The sequence below is a fragment of the Leuconostoc aquikimchii genome (assembly GCF_040838325.1).
In the GTDB taxonomy this organism is placed as follows: Bacteria; Bacillota; Bacilli; order Lactobacillales; family Lactobacillaceae; genus Leuconostoc; species Leuconostoc aquikimchii.
This window is the reverse complement of sequence record NZ_JBFPER010000001.1, coordinates 1,304,419-1,323,446: the sequence shown is the minus strand read 5'-3', so window position 1 is coordinate 1,323,446 and position 19,028 is coordinate 1,304,419. Positions and strand designations below refer to the sequence as shown.

Below are 19,028 nucleotides of genomic sequence, written 5' to 3'. Positions count from 1 at the left end.
AGAAAATTATATTAATTTTCTGGGTATCTTTTTAGGCGAAAATTGATTATATTTATGGTGAGTTACAGAGATTAGAGTACGCTATTGATCGCATTTTTTATACTTTACAGTATGCTATTGCTGTTAAAAGTAAGGTTTACTAAAATAAAGAAACGAGAATATAATAATGACTACAATTTCAATAATTGGGGCTGGTGTTGGTGGCTTGACTTCAGGCATTTACTTACAAAATAATGGTTACGATGTAAAAATATATGAAAAGAATAATCATCCTGGCGGAAAAATGGATATTATTCAAGAAAAAGGCTTTAAATTTGATACAGGACCAACGATTGTAATGATGCCTGACACGTACAAAAAACCTTTCTTAGACAGTGGCGTTAACTACGAAGATTATTTTACTTTTCAGCGCGTGAATCCTTTTATGAATGTCATCACTAATCATGAAAAAATGGCGTTATCTTCCGATTTAACAGATATCGCTAAAGATTTTGAAGCATTTGGTGATGCAGAAATGCTAGGTTTTTTGAAATATTTAACAGATATTTATGGCAAATATATCAATGCAAAAAACAATTTTATTTATAAAAGTTTTAGAGGCCCAAAAGATTTTTTCAATGTGAAAACACTTTGGCATGCTTATCAATTAAAAACCTTTTCATCCTCATATGAAGCAATTTCAAAAAATATTTCGACTAAAGCTTTACAAGATCTCATGTCTTTTCAAACCTTATATATTGGCATTTCACCTTTTAGTGGCCCCTCTATTTATAATATCATTCCCATGATTGAGTTAGTCTATGGTGTTTGGTTTATTAAAGGTGGCATGCATGAGTATGCACGCGCGCTAGAAAAACGCTTTTTAGAACTTGGTGGTGAGATGGTTTATGAGTCAGAAGTTGATAAAATTGTCGTTTCTGGCAACAAGCATGTCACAGGTCTCTCGATTAATGGTGTCGTTGAAGAATCTGATGCAGTAATTGCCAACGCAGATTTTCCTTATACGATGACGGATTTATTAGGCATAGACGATGCTAAAAAAGGTAAATATACTGCAAAAAAGGTGCAAAATATGGATTATTCAATGTCTTGTTTTTTGTTGTACTTAGGTGTCGATAAGAAATATGCTGATTTGAATTTGCATACCATCAAGATGGCAACTGATTTTAAGAAAAACGTTGAAGATATTGACACTGGTGTATTACCTGAAGACCCATCGTTTTATGTTTATAATCCGGGATCACTTGACGAGTCGTTTGCACCTCAGGGACAATCTGCGTTGTATGTTTTAGTACCTGTTTCAAATTTGAAAGAAAACGATCAATGGTCGACAGAAATTATTGATATTTTTTCTGATAAAATCATCAGTAGAGTAGAAAAAGAATTATCATTAGAGAGACTTAGTGAGCATATTGTTTATAAAAATATATTCACGCCTGAAACATTTAAAAATCGCTATAATAGTGCTTATGGTTCAACTTTCGGATTGAAACCAACACTCATGCAAAGCAATTATTTCAGACCACATAATAAACATGCAAAAATTGATAATTTGTATTTCTCTGGAGCTAGCGTGCATCCAGGTGCTGGTGTGCCAATTGTCGTGACAAGCGGCGAACTAGCAGCTAAAGAAGTAATGAGGGACTTTTAATGGGCCCAGAACAAGCAAGAATTGAGCCAGTGCTAGCATACTTTCACAGTAGCAAGCGAGTGATTCAAGCTAAATCTTCTTCCTTTTACTTTGCATTTTCAAGATTGCCGGACTATCAAGCATACAGTATCTTTGTCTTATACGATTTTTTAAGACAACTTGATGATGCAGCCGATACCAAAAATCATATTAAATTTAATGCGTTAGTTTTAGATTGGGAAACCGCCTCAAAAAATTCTAATATCACACTGAATGATAGGTCGACTATAGCTGAAAAACTCGTTTATATATTTCAAGCATTTGCAATTGACCTAAATGATATGCATGATATGATAAGAGGCCAACGTCAAGATCTTGATCAAGAAGTTATTCATACTTTAGCGCAATTAGAATATTATTGTTATCAAGTTGCTGGTACAGTCGGGTGTATGATTTATGATATATTATCTACAACAAAAATTACTGAAATCAGGCAAAACATTATTGATGTGGGCGTTGCCCTGCAATTGACTAATATTATAAGAGATGTGTACGAGGATGCGTTAGAAGATAAGTGTTTTATACCGACTGAACTGCTTGCAAGTTATGGCATTGATAAAAGTGACTTATTATTGTTGCCAACAAATAAGCAATTGAGGAAATTACTTAAATCGTTATCTGACGGAGCGTTAGCAAAGTGCAAAGAAAGTCAGGTTATTATTGACCGTGTGAGCGAGAAAAAAAGTAAATTGTCTTTAGCAGTATCTATCGACGTGTATCAAAAAATATTATTAAAATTGATTCATAAAAATTTTGAAAATATACAACAACGCGTTTGTGTGACAAAACTAGAAAAGATCAACATTTTGGCTAAGATCTATATCAAAAATTTGATTCGTTTTTGATTTAAAAAACATTGTGCAATTTAGTTTAAATGGCTTAGTTTATAAAATATTTGATATTGATATATTTTTAAAAAAATAGTTTACTTGATTGATAACTTACAATCAAGCGTGTTGCCATTCACTATTTTTTGTAGTTATAATGTCATTACGGAGGTAAAAACCATGATTAACCCAAACGATTTAAAGACAACAACATCTATTTTTAAGTCAGGTAATTCTTAGGTTTTTAGATTATCAAAAAAAGATAAAGGATTTCTAGAAGTTGATGACAAAACTGATTTTGAAAAAATTGTGTCGCCTGATGGTAATGAAATTGCATGTCGTAAAAAAGAGTAAGTACGACCAGAAGTGATGAACTATGCAAAACAATACTTTGAAGAGCATCAGAAATTAATGGATCGGTTAATGGATATATGAAGTATGTCACTGAGAATTAATTAATTGCAATTAACGAGTTTATTATTAAAAAAGCTGGTGAGAGAGCGATGGGGGTACAATATCGTCAAGGGCTTAATTTGATAGTAAATCAGCCGCAACAAGTTATTTTCGGACGAAAGTTATATCCAACTATTTGGTTGAAAGCAGTGTTTATTCTTCAAAAAATAACTAAAAAACATATTTTCTTTGATGGCAATAAAAGAACTGCATTAATAAGTACGGCGGTTTTTTTGAATTTGAATGATTATCGGTTGGTTCATACTGATATTGAAGCAGAAAATTTTATTTTAATGGTCAAAATATCAGTAGATAGTGAAGAAATGATGATGATTGTCGCTAATTGGTTACATGAACACGCGATTAAAAAATGACAGAAAATAATCAACATTTTCTGTACAAATGTCATTAAAATACGATACCGACAAACAGTTGCAATTTGTAAAAGTGCCATAATCAAGGCTTCTTTTGAGATACTGAAGCGTTAGCTACTAGCGTGGGGTTTACATATTAGAAAGATACGAATTTATCAAAATAAAGCGTACAAAAGTATCTATCAACTTATTTTGTGGCATAATATAGATGATTAAATGGAAAACTTGGGCATTCTGCCCAGGTTCTTTTTTGTATTAGATGAGATTTTAGAAAGTAGTCTGGTATGTTCTTATAGACGCCAATCGCCAAGAAGTCTCATTTTGTTGGTTTAATTAAGGCGTATGGTATCAAAAAGATATCTTTCAAATAAAAAACATTATTTAAAACATTTCACACGGAATTTGCGTATGAAATGTTTTAAATGAAATTAATATGTGGTATGCTAGACGAAAGTGATGATCAAAATATAAAAATATGAACTTAACTACAAGGAGATAATCATGGTAGAAAAACTAAGTTTTCTAAAATTAGTTGTTAAAAATCATCCCTTATTAACAGATGAAGTATCTTTTTCATTAGTAGCTGACCAACGTGTGAGTCAAGATGATTCTGATCAATTAACACACTTGTACGGCCATATATGGGTCAACAATATTATGACGATTGTTGGTCGTAATGCAACGGGTAAAACTACAATCATGAAGTTACTGTTAGGGACGTTGTCTTTTTTACTCAATAATCGGTCTATTGATCAAACACGTTTGTCTGGGACATTATTTGGTAAAAATCCGATAACGTTAGAAACGTATTTCTATGGATCAGATGGCAGAGTTTATCTTGATGAAGTTGTATTAGTGCCACTTCAAGGTATATGGTCAGTTGAATCAGAAATTATTCATGTCAAAAAAGCTTATGTGAATGATACGAAAAAAAAATTATTTGATTTTACAAATGCTGATGTATTTCGTGATCGCTCACAATTAGATGATTTGACAAAGTCAGTATTGGCACCGGATGATTCTTTATTTAGAACGGTATTAGTTCAGGGACAAAAATATAGATATCAAGCACAACATATTTTTGATACACTATTTTTTACAAATGTGAATGCGTTGATTTATGATAAAGCTCAAGTACCGGGAGAAATTTTAGCTTATTTAGATCCGACAATCGAATATTTAAAAATTGATAAGACTGATACAGGGCAATCGTTTTATCGATTGAAATTTAAAAATAGTACGACAGAAATAACAGATAATAATTTTGCGACAATTGAATTATATTTATCCTCTGGTACAGCTAAAGGTATTACATTGTACCAACACGTATTAGGCGCCTTAAAAACAGGTGGTATTATTTTTATTGATGAGTTAGAAAATCATTTTAATCAAGCAATTGTACGTAGTTTCATTGAGTATTTTACAAACTCACGTATTAATATCAAACGAGCTACTTTAATATTCAGCACACATTATTCAGAATTATTAGATGATATTAGCCGTGGGGATCAAATTTATATTGCACGCCGAGAAAATCGTATATCTTTAACACGTTATTCTGATACAATAGCGCGTTCAGATATTAGCAAAACAGAAGTATTTTATTCTAATAACTTAGGAGGAACATCTCCGGATTATGACACATTCATTGCTCTGAGAAAAGCTACTAGGGAGGCGATTAATGGCCAATGAACTCATTGCATTGCTTGCTGAAGGCGCAGCAGAACAAGCTATTTTAGATGTGTTATTAGATAATGATAAGTTAATTTATAGGCGTGAAGAACTTTTAAATGAAGAGATACTACGCGAACGATCAGCTACACGTTTTCAAAGACGTTATCTTGGATTGGGTTTTTCAAAAAAAATAAAAATTTATCGCATACTAGATTCAAAAGGAGAACAATTTAAGTTAGGTAAGGCTTACCAACAAAAGATTTCAGATGTTACTAATTTATACACGACACCTGAGATTGAAATTTTGTTTGTTATTTTACACCATGATTACGATAATTATACGAACAAACAGAAATCAAAACTAAAGCCTAGCGTATATGTCAAACAAAAGTATGGTGTTAGTCTAAAAACATGGACACGGTTTCTACTACGATATAATAGACGTAGGAGAATAACCCATGACGCAAAAATTTACCCCAGAATTCCAACAATCAATCATTGATCTTTATCATTCTGGCACGTCAGCTAACCAATTAGCCAAAGATTATGGCGTGTCCGTTGCAACAATTTACAAATGGACAAATAAAAGTCACACCGCCCCGTCAAAATCCTATACAGACGACGATATCAAAAGGCTTGAGAAACGTGCCTTGAAAGCTGAATCAGAGGTGGATATCTTAAAAAAAGCCTTAGCCATCTTCGGAAGAATCGACAAATAAAAACGTCCGATTTAGTCCAATTCATTCAAGATGGCGGTTTTGAAGTGAAATTAGCGACAACTTTGTTGGGTATTGCACGGTCGACTTTCTACAGTTTAGTCAGTGATACCCCTTCGCAACGCATGCTTGAAACACGAGCCATTACGCAAGCAATTGATCAACTTTATCATGACGCTAACGGCATTTATGGTGCACCTAAAATTCGATTTTTACTTAAACAAGACTATCATTTAGCTGTCGGTATTAAACGGGTGCAGCGGATTATGGCCGCACATGGTTGGCGATCAATCACTGTGAAAAAATATCGTCCGGCAACCAATCATGAGGCTATTTTTGACCGCGTAAATGTGTTAAATCAAGACTTTAGGACAACAAACATGAATCAAAAATGGTTAGCTGATATGACTTATGTCTACACGATAAAAGAAGGTTGGACTTACTTAGCCAGTGTCATGGACCTTTGGAGTCGGCGCATTATTGGTTACGCGTATGCCACTAAAATGGACGCTAATCTGGTAATCAAAGCGCTAGATAACGCGACATTGAATCGCCAGGTTAAAGGGCAACGGCTTATTGTGCATACCGACTTAGGCAGTCAATATACTGGTTTTGCTTTTGAAAATAAATTACATGAGCTAGGTCTGATTCATTCGTACAGTCGTAAAGGGACACCCTATGACAATGCTGGGATTGAGTCATTTCATGCCACGCTCAAGAAAGAAGAAGTTTATGTTAGCAGTTATCAAACAGCGAAACAAGCCAAAATGCGATTATTCCAATACATTGAAGGTTGGTATAATCGTAAACGTATTCACGGGTCAATTGGGTATTTAACGCCAGTGGCCTTTGAACAAAAATGACCCTTCAAAGTAGAATGCGTGTCCGATTTATTGACGTAGATCCAAGTATAGCGATGTACAACATGTTAAAAATCATCAAGATGTTTATGATTTTTGGAATGCCCAACCAGATCAATTAGTTATTGTATTAAAAGAGTATGTGCGTTTATCAGTACATCGTGTCGATCAGACAATCGCTAGTTTATTAAAAGACTGAATTTTAAAAAATCGGGTATTACGCCTAAGATAGCCCGCTCTATTCTGATGATTCTTTAGCTTGGAAATATGGTCCCGTAGTGAATGCTGTTTTTCAAGAATATAGGCACAACGTGATTTAACAAAAAAAGAATTTATCACACAAGAAGTGTTAACTGATTATTCTGAATTAATGGCAAATCCTGATATTGCATCGTTGCTAGAGGAAGTATGGAACCGTTATGGTAGTAAAGAAGCTAGCCAATTGGTGACGATAACACATGCACCGGGAAGCCCTTGGGCGTCAACCACCGTGAACGAGATTATCAACAATGATGATACAAAATTATATTTTAAACAACTGATCAAGCAACATTGATCATTATTGGGTTACTGAAAAGAACATGAACAACAAAAGTTGTTCATGTTCTTTTCTTTGCATCTCATAATATCAATCAAAGTGACGCCAATTTTTGTCTAACAGCGCACGTGCAACAAAGAGGCCAAGTGGCAAAAACATCATAATTAAAGCAGCTTTGGTCATCCAAAGGGCACCAACGGCTATTTGATTCGTGCCAATGTTGTAAATTGCGCGATAAATATATAGACCAGGAACCATAATGACAATTGATGGCACGGTTAGAGAAATTCTCGGATAGCCATTATATCGCGTGACAATTGATGCAATTAATCCGGCAAGTAATGCACCAGCAAAAGCCGCAGCTGCTGGCGGAATCGTTGTTAAATCAACCAATTCTAAACGTAATGTATTGGCAAGGGCACCAATAAAGCCAGCGACAATAGCCATTTTTTGCGAGCTATTAAACATAATTGAGAAGCCATATACCCCACAAAAACTGGCTGGCAATCTTAGTAAACCAATAACAACAGGTGAAAGGCCAAGTGGCAGAAAGTTTTCAGGTCGAAAATCAAAAAACAAAGCGACCAACCAGCCAACCAATGTTGCAACTAGTGTGATCATCAACGCATAGGTTAATCTTTCTAAACCTGAACGCATATCTAATTTTGACAGGTCTAACATACTCGTAATAAATGGAAATCCAGGAATGACAAACAACATGGCGCCGATATAACCTGCCTCATGTTGGACTAAAACATGAAAATAAGTTTCAAATACTTTGAATGCAAGCATATAAACCAGACAGGCGACAGCGACACTGATAGCAACACCAATAAGTGTTGTGATAGTATGTTTTCCCAAGGTTGCACGAATAAAATTGCCAATGCCTGCACCAAGGAACGAACAGATCATTTCTGGTATACCGCCACCGAGTAAAAAAATAAAGGCGCTACATGCAAGGGCTGCTGCTAAGCCAGCAATTAGAGGTGAGTATTGTGTCGGTCTAGTTTGAATATTGTTGATTGCTTTGTGAATCTGTCGCACAGTTAGCGTTGCAAAAGTATCATTAATATTTTTGACAAAATTTTCTAATGCATTGAGTTTATCAGTGTTCACACCAGTATTTGGCAATGACAATACTTGCGTGTAACTGTCACCGTCACTAAAACAAGTGAATGCCAGCGTAATCAAACCAATATCAGCTGAACAACTGATGTCTAATTTTCTGGCTATTTTATCCATGGCGTCACGAACGCGCCAGGCACCAGTGCCACATGACAGCATCAAAATACCAATGCGGCCAACGATTGAAGCACGCTCTGGCAGGCTGGCTTCTTTTGCTGGTAGTTTGTCACTTTGAATGAGGCTTTGCCAAGGAATTGGCATATGGTGAGATTGTGATAGCGCTATTTGTCGTTTGTTAGATTTGTTCATCATTTCTTCCAAATATATGACATTAAATATTAAGTACTTGCGGGTGACATGATTGCATCAGGATGACTTTAATTTCATTTTAAACCTTGCACAGGTTTAATGCTACTTTCTAGGTGTATGCATTGTGGTAAACAATATGTTTACCATATAATTAGCGTTATGTTTTAATGTTGTTTTGTAATTGAAAAACAACACTTTACAAATGCATAAAATAATAGTATAATTACTTCTATTAGTGTGAAAAAATAAATAACAATGTGAATCTTCTTTTAGAATTTTTGTTTTAAGCGGAAGTAGCGGTAATATATTCGCTCAAGCAGAATGATTTTTTTCGGAAGGAATTAGAATGATTAAGAATGTCAATTCTAATAGTTATGCAACCATTAGTTTTTCAAGCGATATCGGTATTTCAGTAGATAATCTGAATACCGACGAGTATTATGTGTTGGGCCCTCAAAATAATGGTTTGAAAAGCAACACATTTGTCAGTCATATCAGTGATCGAGTAGAAAAAAGTGTTTTACCAAGTACTGGTGTTTTATCAGGAGCTAATAGTTTGTATGTAACGGCGTTTAGCATTATTATAGTAATAGGGTTTTTGTACACATTACATCACTGCCATCACAAAATGGTTGGTCAAAAGAAATAGGGAGAATTATGATTAATTATAAATTTACTGCACTTCTATTGGGATCTGCAGCCGCAACAGCATTAGTAACTACGAGTCAAGTTTCAGCAGATGAGATTAGTAGTCATTCAACAGGGACTGTTGTCTTTGAAAAAAATACAGATGGTATTAAAGTATTAGATCCAAATGATAATTCAAAAGAATTCACACCAGGTACGAGTGATGGAACAGTTGACGTGCTAAATAACGTTGATAATGGACTTTATCTAGCCTATGTACCTAATTTCAATTTTAATACGCACAAAGTGAACCAAATTCGTGATAAAGTATTTTTTGCTAATGCACAAGCAGAAGGTCGTCCAAACTTTATTCAAGTATCTGACTTACGCTCAAAGAATAGTAGTACATGGGATCTGAATGCTAGTGTTGGTTCGTTTACAAATACAAAGGATTCAAATGATAAGCTCGATGGTGCAGCACTTATTTTACGTAATGTGAAGGACCAAGATGTTACTGCTGGGACTAATTCACTTGTTGCAGGACCAAGTGCGCTTGGAGATACATTTTCTGCTTTGATGAATGCACAGAATTCAGCAGCAAACGCGACTGCAACTGAAACGTCATTTAATATGCAGGCTGATGGTTCTTCAAACACTTTGTTAAAGGGTAGTACAGGAACACATTTATTAACAGCTGGTGATCAGAGCACTTCTGCCGTCAGCGTTGGTTTGTATGTGCCAAAGAATACGCAATCTGAGGCAACATATAGCTCAGATATTACCTGGACACTATCTGTTAATCCAAAGTCAGGGAACTAATTAGGACCATGATTGTTAAGTGGTTAGCAAAGTTTCAATATATGTGGTCTTTATTGATTGTTTTATTTGTTTTGTCAGTATTTCCGGTCATTGCGCAAGCTGATACGTCAACAACCGGTTCGGGGATATCTTTCACTGTTAAAACAAATTTGCCAGATAATCAGATTGATAAGAACAATGAATTTTATCAATTGAAAATGTTACCAGGACAAAAACAAACAGTTACTGCAACAGTATATAATGTCACTCAAAAGGCAACCACAGTGAATATTAATGTTCAAACGGCATCGACAACGATGAATGGAACAGTTGATTATTCTAAATCATTGACAAATTGGGATACATCATTGCAACACAAATTAAGTGATTTTATTTCTTATCCAAAAAGTGTCACTATACCAGCAGGCAAGTCACAAAATATTTCTTTTGTGATTTCAATGCCAAAAGATGCTTATCAAGGGATTTTATTAGGTGGTATTACATTTAATCAAGCAAACAGTGATCAATCAGAATCATCAAGTGATAATGCTAACATTAAAAATAAATATGCTTATGCTGTGGCTATGATGTTGAAAGAATCTGATGAACAAGTAAAACCTAACATTAATTTAAAGTCAATAAAAGCAGGCCAAAATAATGGTCATAATGCTATTAACATTAATTTGCAAAATGACCAATCGTTATTAATGTCAAATGTTAAGGTTGATGCTAAAATATACTCTGAAAAGGGTAAAAAACCAGTATATACTGCTATTAAATCTGATATGCAGATTGCACCTAATAGTCAGTTCAAGTATCCTGTATCATTGCAAGGGACACAGATGGAGCCTGGGAAGTATCGATTAGAGTTAGCAGTGACGGGTACAGCTTATAAAGATCCAAAAACTTGGCACTTTACAAAGCAATTTACAATAAAACGTCAAGAAGCTGCGAATTTTAATCAATCAGATGTTAATGTTTCTGCTAATACAAATGGGCACATGAGCCTCATTATAATTATTATTGTAGTTATATTAATTATTATTGCTATTATGTTGTTTATATTGTTTATTCTAAAGCGAAAAAAGTCAAATTCAAAAGATAGTAGTTCAACGTAAGTTCATAAATTAACTATGTTTAGATGATTGAATTGTATGTGAATTTATTTAAAAGCAAAAGAGATTTTGCTTTTTTTTGAAAAAAATTACAAAGTGCTTGTAGGTGCAGATAGTGAATAAAATAGTGGGATCAAAGCAATTATTTTAAAAATATTTTACAAGTATAATTGAACGCAATGAGAAGGGGCGGTATTGTATGGTGCATAAGAGAAGGATCATGATTGTGGTAACTGCTATGATATTTTTCAGTGGCGCAATCTATTTTCAGTATACAAACGACAAGCCCCAAACGTATACACGTTCAGGATTGCCCAGTCAGTATGAAATAAAACCTTTAGCTAACGAATCATCATCTAGTACCTTTAGTACCTCTGATGACGACATAATGGGTAGTAGTAGTAGTAGTAGTAGTAGTAGTAGTAGTAGTAGTAGTAGTAGTAGTAGTAGTAGTTCGACAACCAGTGCCGCTGCCAGTTCAACTGAACCCAGTGCAAAAATTACTACTAGAGCTACGGCTGTTGACTCGGGGTTACCTGATGCGGGTAGTTGGTCACAAAACTTATCAATCAATCCGACTGGTATATTTGGAATTGCTGCAAATTTTAATGTTTTTGCTAATCATATTACTACGTCAGGTGGTATAAAAGGTAGTTTTGCGACACAAAGTTTATCCAATACTAATAGCTGGAATGGCGCTATTGGAGATAATATGCGACCTTCATATATTCAATCTGAATTTAAGGGCAGTGCGCCAAATAGTAATATTCCAAACAATGGCAATAAGTTAATATTTGGAAACAAGTTTAGTTATAACAACGGTCTCAACCAACTAACAAATGGGACAGACACATTAATGATACCAATTGATGGGTTGTCTCGTGAAACCAATGCACAAGTAAATTTTAATAATGAGTTCAATCGTTTAAAAGAAAATTCAAAAATAATTTCTGAAATTGCACAAGAAAACAACCCAATAATTACAAATGCGGGTAATTGGAATCAAAATGTTGATCTTGCTAATTTAAAACCGGTCAATGGCGTATTGTACGTCAATTTTAAGAATTTGATTGACCTGAAAGCCTTCTTCAATTCAACATCATCGAATATGCCGGCGGATGTAAAAACGGTTGTAGCTAATCTAAATGCAACAACAGATGTGAATATCGAGTCTCAGAACCAAAATACAACTTTGTCAGATAAAAAAGTTATGATTAATTTCTATGACAATAGCAATAATAAACAATTTGATAAGAAAATTAGTGCTTCATATATAAATTATAATTTAGGGATGGTGTTTGCTCCTGCGGCAACAGTTGATCTACCTGGGTATGAAGGAAGTATAGTGGCTGATGCGGTTAATTACACGCCATGGAGCCAGGATCCACTCAATAATTTTCCAGATATTGATGTGCCATCAAGCAACAACAATACACCCAAGGAAACATTAGTTGTCCCAAAAACAATTAACTTTGGAACAGTACCTATCAATTCAACTAACATGCTTACCAAAGAATGGACAGCCGATGAACAAACAGGTATAGTTGTTGCCGGGCCCAAAGACAGTAGCATGAAGATTGGGTTAACAGTATCTAATCAAAAATTGAATGGTGCTGTATTGGATGCACAACAGGCACTAACTTGGAACTTGATATACACAGATCCAATGAATCTAGCAAATAATAAAACGACAGATATCAGCCGATCCGTAGGAGAAATTAATTACTGGCGTTGGAGTGGTAATACAGAACCTGCGTGGTATCCGTTTAAAGATTGGTCTTGGAACAAATCACATCAAAGTAATCCATACTATGAATTTCAAATTGCTAATTTAAGGAATGTTCAGCAGGTGGGGCCATACACAGCAGACATGACATGGACTATAAAAGATACACCATAGTGAGGAAACAACTATGAAAAACCCCTTCGTTAAATTTTTTTTAGTTATACTTTCCTTTTTTGTGATATTGATCATTTTACAGCCCACAGTTCATGCGGATGAAATGCCATTTACAGTTAATACAAACATTCCTGATAATCAAATTGATAAAAGTAAAACTTTTTTTAATTTAAAAGTAGCACCTAAGCAACAACAACGACTTACTGTCAAGTTAACCAACACGACGTCAAAGGCTATTACGGTCAACGTTGGCGTTAATAGTGCTAAAACTAATTTTAATGGTGTCGTTGAATATGGCAAAACAGCGATACAAGCCGACAAATCATTAAAATACCCCATCACAGACTTAGTGAAATATCCCAAAAGTGTCAGCGTTCCTGCCAATGGCACAACAGACGTCCCTTTTGATGTGACAATGCCTAAAGAAAAATATAGTGGTATTATTTTAGGTGGTATTGTTTTTCAACAAAAAGAAAGCGAAGTGACAAGTAGTGCCGCAACTAAAGGTACTAGTGTTCAAAACCACTATGCTTATGCTGTGGCACTTAGCTTAAAGGAAATCGATGACCAAGTGGCACCTAACTTAAATCTATTAACAGTTAAGCCTGGTCAGAACAATGCACGCAACGTTATTAATGCTAATATTCAAAATGAGCAAGCGATTCTGCTATCAAAGGTTAAGGTAGACGCTAAAATATATGCTAAGGGTGGTAAATCACCGGTATATTCATCGTTGACTAATGATATGCAAATGGCACCAAATAGTAATTTTCAGTATCCAGTTGCATTAAAAGGTACAGAGATGAAGCCGGGCAATTACACGTTGAAATTAGCTGTTACTGGTACTGCTTACGACAAGCCGAAAACGTGGCATTTTACCAGAGACTTCAAAATAAAATCAACAGAAGCAAAAACACTTAATCAATCTGGTGTTGATTTGAAAGCAAATACGAACAATAACAATTGGCGTTATATTCTTATAGGTGTTTTGTTATTATTGATCGTTATATTATTAATAATCGTTTTGATTAGACAAAATAAAAAATCTAAGAAATAGATTATTTTTAAAAGGTTCGATGGCTACATATAAATGTGGCATCGAACCTTTTAATGTTACACCATCTAAATTATCAATGTTTATCAGTTAAGAAAACATCTTTTTTGTTGCTCTAAGTAACGTTTTAATATCATGATCATATTTAGGCGTTTTAACCAGTTTGCTCATAGGGACACCTGCGAAATGATAGGCTGCAATTTCACCAGAACGAACAGCACTTTGTTCTGTAAATACCATTTGATAGGGTTGTTCAACAAATTCGCCAGTAAAGGCTAAATTAGTTGAATGATCTGGAATAACTTCCGGGCGATCTATTTTAGCACGATTATTGAATAGTGCTGAAGCATATGGCATATAAACAGGGATGTTATTGACAACGCTATCTAAAATTTCTGGTTCACGATCTTTAATATTGATTGGCCCAGAGTCGACCTGAGATAAGTGCGCAATTAATTCTAATACCATTTCTTTCCCAGTTAATTCTAAGTAAGGTTTTCCAAAAAGCGAGCTGTCTCTTCTAGGATACAGGAAGTATCCCCAAATAACCGTTTCATTTGGCTTTTGGCTCGTAAAATGGGGTTGATGGTGGGCGACAATTGACATATCAACGTCAATTTGTCCCAATGGCGTTATGGGTGTCGTAGATAAGAATGAATTCAGTGCGTTACCTGGTAACTGCGTTGTGATACGTGTGATTTCGTTTAATAATAAATGATTTTTTGTTGTCAGTGTAAAGCTAACCCACTCACTCGCATCGCGATCTGCGAAAAATTTATCAGGGTTTCCGAGATTATAGAAGTGTTTAGTTGCTTGTTTCCACAAACTAGATGCCGCACCATAATCCATATTTTCTGGTGCAGGTGAGTTGTAATCGCCAAGCGTTGCAGAATCTGTAATAGAACCGTTTGTAAATAAAACGCCAGTATCATTATCAATTGATACATGTTCTGTTTCGCTTGTGGCTGTATTAATCATTTTTAAACCAGTTACGGTAATTTCGTCTGTCATCGACGTTTCTTTAAACTCGAATGCTATCACGCGACGATCTAAAATAATTTGGCAACCTTGTGCTTTTAAATAATTAATCAAAGGCAGCATGATGCTTTCGTATTGGTTATAACGTGTGCGATTAACACCAACTAGATGTTCGATTTGTGAAAATTCATAGATCATTTGGTGCATATAACGGCGTAGTTCTTGTGCTGAACTTTGTGTACGAAAGGCAAAAGTCGTTTCCCACATGAACCAAAAATTTGTTTCGAAAAAGTGTGGATCATTTTCAAAATATTGTGCAATCGTCAGATTATCTAGTTTTGTCTCATCTTTATCAGGCATTAAAATCAATTGTGTTAACAATTGACGATCCAAATGATTGAAACCTAATTTACTGGCATTGAGAATACCATGACCAGGTTGCAAAAGACGTGCTTTATCAAAAGTCGGGTGCTTGGCATCAAAATCACGCGTATCTTCTGCAGCTGTCATACCAGCTTCGGTTGTTGAAGGGATACGATCGAGTAAATCCATCAAGTCGACATAGGTCCGGTAATTTAACATACGACCACCACGGGCAACGTAACCTTTGTTGTTTTCCAATGGGTGGTTCTGATTCCAGTACTCGTCAGTGGCAGACGCTGTTGTGTCACCATCATTAGAGCCATGCTGATCAAGTGAATAAAACGTGATATCTTCACCTGACCAATGACCTTCTTGAATTAAGTAAACGGCAGCTGCCATATTAGCGATACCAGCACCGATCATTACAGCTTTCTTTTTGCGCATTAGAAATCTCCTATTCATAAAATAATTCTGAGGCAACAAACTAAAAATGTCGTGACATTAACTTTCGAATTTTTTATAATCATCTGAATCGTCACAATCAAAAAGTGACAATTTTTTTGCCAAATAGCCACCGATGATGACTAATGAACCAGTAACAAGTAACAGTGCACCCAAAGATTTATGCATAAACTAAAACCGCCTTTCAAAAGCAAGTATTTGATGATTGATCGGAATTGATCAAGTCTTCTTAACATCTATTATAACGCTTTCATGTCATAATACCTGATACGTGATTGTAACAAGTCGTACAGATAAAAAGGCGTTTGTTACTTGAAAAAATGATGACTAAGCTAAACATGCTTGTTGAAAATATGATAAGCTAGAGATGTAATATTAATGATATTGTCGCTGTTTCAATGAGTTAACTGAGACAAAGCTGACCTAAACGAAATGGAGGAAGCGTACGCAATCAAGTGCGCGGTATAATTAAGTATGAAAATTGCAATTGCAGGATTTGGGGCACTAGGTTCTCGACTAGGCGTAAAATTACAAACAGCGGGGCACGAAGTCACTGGTATTGATGGATGGCCGGCACATATTGCGGCAATCAATACGACTGGCTTAACAGTTGTGCATGATGATTTACCACCCAAAAAATACTTTGTACCCGTGGTAACACCTAAAGAAGTAACTGGCGAATTTGATTTAATTATTTTATTGACAAAAACACCACAATTAGACCGCATGTTGACGGACATTGCGCCAATTATTACTCAGAAAACACAACTATTAGTTTTATCTAATGGCTTGGGTAACATTGAGGTGATTGAAAAGCACGTCGCACGAGATCAAATTTTGGCTGGCGTAACACTTTGGACCTCAACGCTGGTTAAGCCTGGTGAAATACGTACAACCGGCACGGGCTCAATTAAATTACAAGCGATTGGACACGCTGATGCTGCTCCGGTAGCTGCAGCTTTAAACGAAGCTGGCTTAAATGTTGAAATCACGCAAGATGTCTTAACCGCTATTTGGCATAAAGCAGGGATTAACTCAGTTTTGAACCCATTATCTGTGTTATTAGATGCGAACATTGCAGAATTTGGCACAGCAGGCAACGGTATGGATTTGGCATTACATATACTGGATGAAATTCAAAAAGTTGGTGCGACACAAGGTGTTAAAGTTGATATTGTCAGTATCATGAACGATTTGACTAATCTCTTGAAACCAGAAAATGCTGGCAATCATTATCCCTCGATGTATCAGGATATTAAAAATGGTAAGTATACAGAAATTGATTTTTTGAATGGCTACTTTGCTAAAATTGGCCGACGTGAAAATGTTGCTACCCCATTTAATGCTTTAGTGACGGATCTTATTCACGCTAAAGAAGATATTGAACGCATTAAATTGGCGAAACAACAAGAAACCTTTGAAATTTAATTTAGATTATAGTATGATGAGAGAAACTAAATGTTTCTTTTTTATTTAGCAAATATTCTTAAATGGAGGATAAATATGACACAAAATTTTGAGTCAGCAATTTTTGCTGGTGGTTGTTTTTGGTGTATGGTGCAGCCTTTTGATTCGTTACCAGGAATAGAAAAAGTACGATCAGGATATACTGGTGGCCATACGGTGAATCCGACATATGAAGAAGTCAGTTCACATACGACAGGTCATACAGAAGCTGTTAAAATAGTGTTTGATCCACAAAAGTTAACCTATGATGAATTAGTGTCGATTTATTGGGAACAAACTGATCCCACAGATGCTATGGGTCAATTTCAAGATCGTGGTGACAGCTACCGCCCAGTTATTTTTGTGGCAAATGAGACACAACGTGAAATTGCGGAAAAGTCAAAAGCAGCGCTTGCTGCGTCAGGTCGATTTGATAAACCAATTTTAACGGCTATTGAAGCGGCTAAACCTTTTTATGAAGCTGAAGAATATCATCAGGATTTTTACAAAAAGGAGCCGACACGTGAGGCATTGGAAATGTCGCAACGCTTGGCCTTTCAACAAAAAAATTGGGATAAAAATTAAGCAGCGGGAGCTGTTTTTTATTTTGTATTTGGATTGTGTACGTCATTATAGGCTGTTATATGGTAAAATAGATAAGTTATAGATGATTCACATACATCTAATTGATTAGGAGAATACGTTGCATCCGAAGTGTTATTTTTTGTCGGGTCCAATGACTAAAATACAATGCAACTTGAATTCCTAGGGACTGGCTCAGGCCAACCATCAAAATTTAGAAATGTTACTAGTATTGCCTTGCGTTTGCTCGATGAACGTAACGCAGTATGGCTTTTTGATGTTGGTGAAGCCACACAACATCAAATTTTAAAAACAACTATACGGCCACGTAAAGTTGAAAAAATATTTATATCACATTTACATGGTGACCATATTTTTGGATTACCTGGCTTTTTGAGTTCACGTTCATTCCAAGGGGCCGATAAAAATGAGCCACTGACAATTTATGGCCCTAAAGGGGTGAAAGACTTTGTACAAACAGCGCTACGCATTTCAGAAACACGGTTATCATATCCTGTGGTCTATGCTGAAATCGCTGAGGGTGTAATCTTTGAAGATAAAACATTTCGTGTCATCGCTGCAAAGATGCGTCACCGTATTGAAACTTGGGGTTACCGTGTTGAAGAAAAAGATCATCCAGGCGAACTACTTGTTGATAAGCTAAGAAATGAAGGGATTCCTTCAGGGCCAATATTTGGGCAACTTAAAGCTGGTAAAAAGGTGACCTTATCAGATGGTCGTGTGCTCGATGGTCATGATTATATAGGTGCGGCACAAAAAGGGCGTGTGGTGACTTTCATCTTAGATACACGGCCCAATGATAATATTGGCATGCTAGCGCATCATGCAGACGTACTCGTACATGAAAGTACTTATGGCGCTGGGGATGAGGAGGCAAAATTGGCCAAATCACATGCACATTCAACAAGTGTCAGCGCCGCTGTGACAGCGCAACAAGCACATGTTGGTCAGTTGGTATTGACCCATTTATCAGCACGGTATGTTGGTCCAATGGTCAAAGCATTGATCACTGATGTGCGCCGAATTTATCCAAATACGATCGTTGCTAGAGATTTTGATGTGATCGATATCCCATTTAAAAAAGAGGTGTAAGGCTGACCTTACACATTAAAGAAG

19 protein-coding genes are annotated in these 19,028 nt (G+C 35.7%); 16 read left to right on the top strand and 3 right to left on the bottom strand.

The window, feature by feature from the left end; genetic code table 11:
- Positions 1 to 166: 166 nt before the first annotated feature.
- The 8 genes from AB3K24_RS06525 to AB3K24_RS06495 all read left to right on the top strand — a co-directional run bounded on the left by AB3K24_RS06525 (position 167) and on the right by AB3K24_RS06495 (position 7,150).
- Entirely contained in the window at positions 167 to 1,651 is a 1,485-nt protein-coding gene (locus AB3K24_RS06525) for a phytoene desaturase family protein (protein WP_367974483.1), read from the top strand.
- Positions 1,651 to 2,535 (top strand): phytoene/squalene synthase family protein, encoded by an 885-nt coding sequence (locus AB3K24_RS06520; RefSeq protein WP_367974481.1) that lies wholly within the window; start codon positions 1,651 to 1,653, stop codon positions 2,533 to 2,535. Before AB3K24_RS06525 ends, AB3K24_RS06520 begins: the two co-directional genes overlap by 1 nt.
- Positions 2,536 to 2,975: 440 nt before the next feature.
- Positions 2,976 to 3,344, top strand: coding sequence for a type II toxin-antitoxin system death-on-curing family toxin (locus AB3K24_RS06515; RefSeq protein WP_367975596.1), 369 nt, complete (start codon positions 2,976 to 2,978; stop codon positions 3,342 to 3,344).
- Between the two features lie 501 nt (positions 3,345 to 3,845).
- The gene (locus tag AB3K24_RS06510) at positions 3,846 to 5,036 is read left to right on the top strand and encodes an AAA family ATPase (protein ID WP_367974480.1); all 1,191 of its coding nucleotides are present in this window, start codon (positions 3,846 to 3,848) and stop codon (positions 5,034 to 5,036) included.
- Positions 5,026 to 5,520 (top strand): N-6 DNA methylase, encoded by a 495-nt coding sequence (locus AB3K24_RS06505; RefSeq protein WP_367974478.1) that lies wholly within the window; start codon positions 5,026 to 5,028, stop codon positions 5,518 to 5,520. The genes AB3K24_RS06510 and AB3K24_RS06505 overlap by 11 nt, the downstream gene beginning before the upstream one ends.
- Complete coding sequence (locus AB3K24_RS10350) at positions 5,477 to 5,737, top strand: transposase (RefSeq protein ID WP_409201746.1); 261 nt, start codon at positions 5,477 to 5,479, stop codon at positions 5,735 to 5,737. Before AB3K24_RS06505 ends, AB3K24_RS10350 begins: the two co-directional genes overlap by 44 nt.
- A complete protein-coding gene (locus AB3K24_RS06500; protein WP_409339990.1) occupies positions 5,680 to 6,597 on the top strand; it encodes an IS3 family transposase in 918 nt (305 codons plus the stop codon). Before AB3K24_RS10350 ends, AB3K24_RS06500 begins: the two co-directional genes overlap by 58 nt.
- A gap of 367 nt (positions 6,598 to 6,964) precedes the next feature.
- The gene (locus AB3K24_RS06495) at positions 6,965 to 7,150 is read left to right on the top strand and encodes a Panacea domain-containing protein (protein ID WP_367974475.1); all 186 of its coding nucleotides are present in this window, start codon (positions 6,965 to 6,967) and stop codon (positions 7,148 to 7,150) included.
- 72 nt (positions 7,151 to 7,222) lie between these two features.
- Here the strand turns inward: AB3K24_RS06495 and AB3K24_RS06490 are convergent, their stop codons facing one another.
- Complete coding sequence (locus AB3K24_RS06490; RefSeq protein ID WP_367974473.1) at positions 7,223 to 8,566, bottom strand: threonine/serine exporter family protein; 1,344 nt, start codon at positions 8,564 to 8,566, stop codon at positions 7,223 to 7,225.
- A 346-nt stretch (positions 8,567 to 8,912) separates the two neighbouring features.
- Here AB3K24_RS06490 and AB3K24_RS06485 point away from each other — a divergent pair, with 346 nt between their 5' ends.
- The 5 genes from AB3K24_RS06485 (at position 8,913) to AB3K24_RS06465 (ending at position 14,063) form a co-directional block, all read left to right on the top strand.
- Complete coding sequence (locus AB3K24_RS06485; RefSeq protein ID WP_367974472.1) at positions 8,913 to 9,215, top strand: hypothetical protein; 303 nt, start codon at positions 8,913 to 8,915, stop codon at positions 9,213 to 9,215.
- 8 nt (positions 9,216 to 9,223) lie between these two features.
- Positions 9,224 to 10,012, top strand: coding sequence for a WxL domain-containing protein (locus AB3K24_RS06480; RefSeq protein ID WP_367974470.1), 789 nt, complete (start codon positions 9,224 to 9,226; stop codon positions 10,010 to 10,012).
- An 8-nt stretch (positions 10,013 to 10,020) separates the two neighbouring features.
- Positions 10,021 to 11,109 (top strand): DUF916 and DUF3324 domain-containing protein, encoded by a 1,089-nt coding sequence (locus AB3K24_RS06475; RefSeq protein WP_367974468.1) that lies wholly within the window; start codon positions 10,021 to 10,023, stop codon positions 11,107 to 11,109.
- 196 nt (positions 11,110 to 11,305) lie between these two features.
- Positions 11,306 to 13,006 (top strand): hypothetical protein, encoded by a 1,701-nt coding sequence (locus AB3K24_RS06470; protein ID WP_367974466.1) that lies wholly within the window; start codon positions 11,306 to 11,308, stop codon positions 13,004 to 13,006.
- Positions 13,007 to 13,019: 13 nt separating this feature from the next.
- Positions 13,020 to 14,063: a DUF916 and DUF3324 domain-containing protein gene (locus AB3K24_RS06465; RefSeq protein WP_367974464.1), complete on the top strand. Its 1,044-nt coding sequence runs from the start codon at positions 13,020 to 13,022 to the stop codon at positions 14,061 to 14,063.
- 87 nt (positions 14,064 to 14,150) lie between these two features.
- On the opposite strand, the gene AB3K24_RS06460 is transcribed toward AB3K24_RS06465, so the two are convergent.
- Positions 14,151 to 15,845, bottom strand: coding sequence for an oleate hydratase (locus tag AB3K24_RS06460; RefSeq protein ID WP_367974462.1), 1,695 nt, complete (start codon positions 15,843 to 15,845; stop codon positions 14,151 to 14,153).
- A gap of 57 nt (positions 15,846 to 15,902) precedes the next feature.
- Positions 15,903 to 16,031 (bottom strand): hypothetical protein, encoded by a 129-nt coding sequence (locus tag AB3K24_RS06455; RefSeq protein WP_367974460.1) that lies wholly within the window; start codon positions 16,029 to 16,031, stop codon positions 15,903 to 15,905.
- Positions 16,032 to 16,337: 306 nt separating this feature from the next.
- Here AB3K24_RS06455 and AB3K24_RS06450 point away from each other — a divergent pair, with 306 nt between their 5' ends.
- The 3 genes from AB3K24_RS06450 to rnz all read left to right on the top strand — a co-directional run bounded on the left by AB3K24_RS06450 (position 16,338) and on the right by rnz (position 19,004).
- Positions 16,338 to 17,291 carry a ketopantoate reductase family protein gene (locus tag AB3K24_RS06450; RefSeq protein ID WP_367974458.1) on the top strand — a complete coding sequence of 318 codons (954 nt, stop codon included), beginning with the start codon at positions 16,338 to 16,340 and terminating at the stop codon, positions 17,289 to 17,291.
- A gap of 75 nt (positions 17,292 to 17,366) precedes the next feature.
- On the top strand, positions 17,367 to 17,894 hold the full coding sequence (gene msrA / locus AB3K24_RS06445) for a peptide-methionine (S)-S-oxide reductase MsrA (RefSeq protein ID WP_367974457.1): 528 nt from the start codon (positions 17,367 to 17,369) through the stop codon (positions 17,892 to 17,894).
- A gap of 165 nt (positions 17,895 to 18,059) precedes the next feature.
- Positions 18,060 to 19,004 carry a ribonuclease Z gene (gene rnz, locus AB3K24_RS06440; protein ID WP_367974455.1) on the top strand — a complete coding sequence of 315 codons (945 nt, stop codon included), beginning with the start codon at positions 18,060 to 18,062 and terminating at the stop codon, positions 19,002 to 19,004.
- Positions 19,005 to 19,028 lie beyond the last annotated feature (24 nt).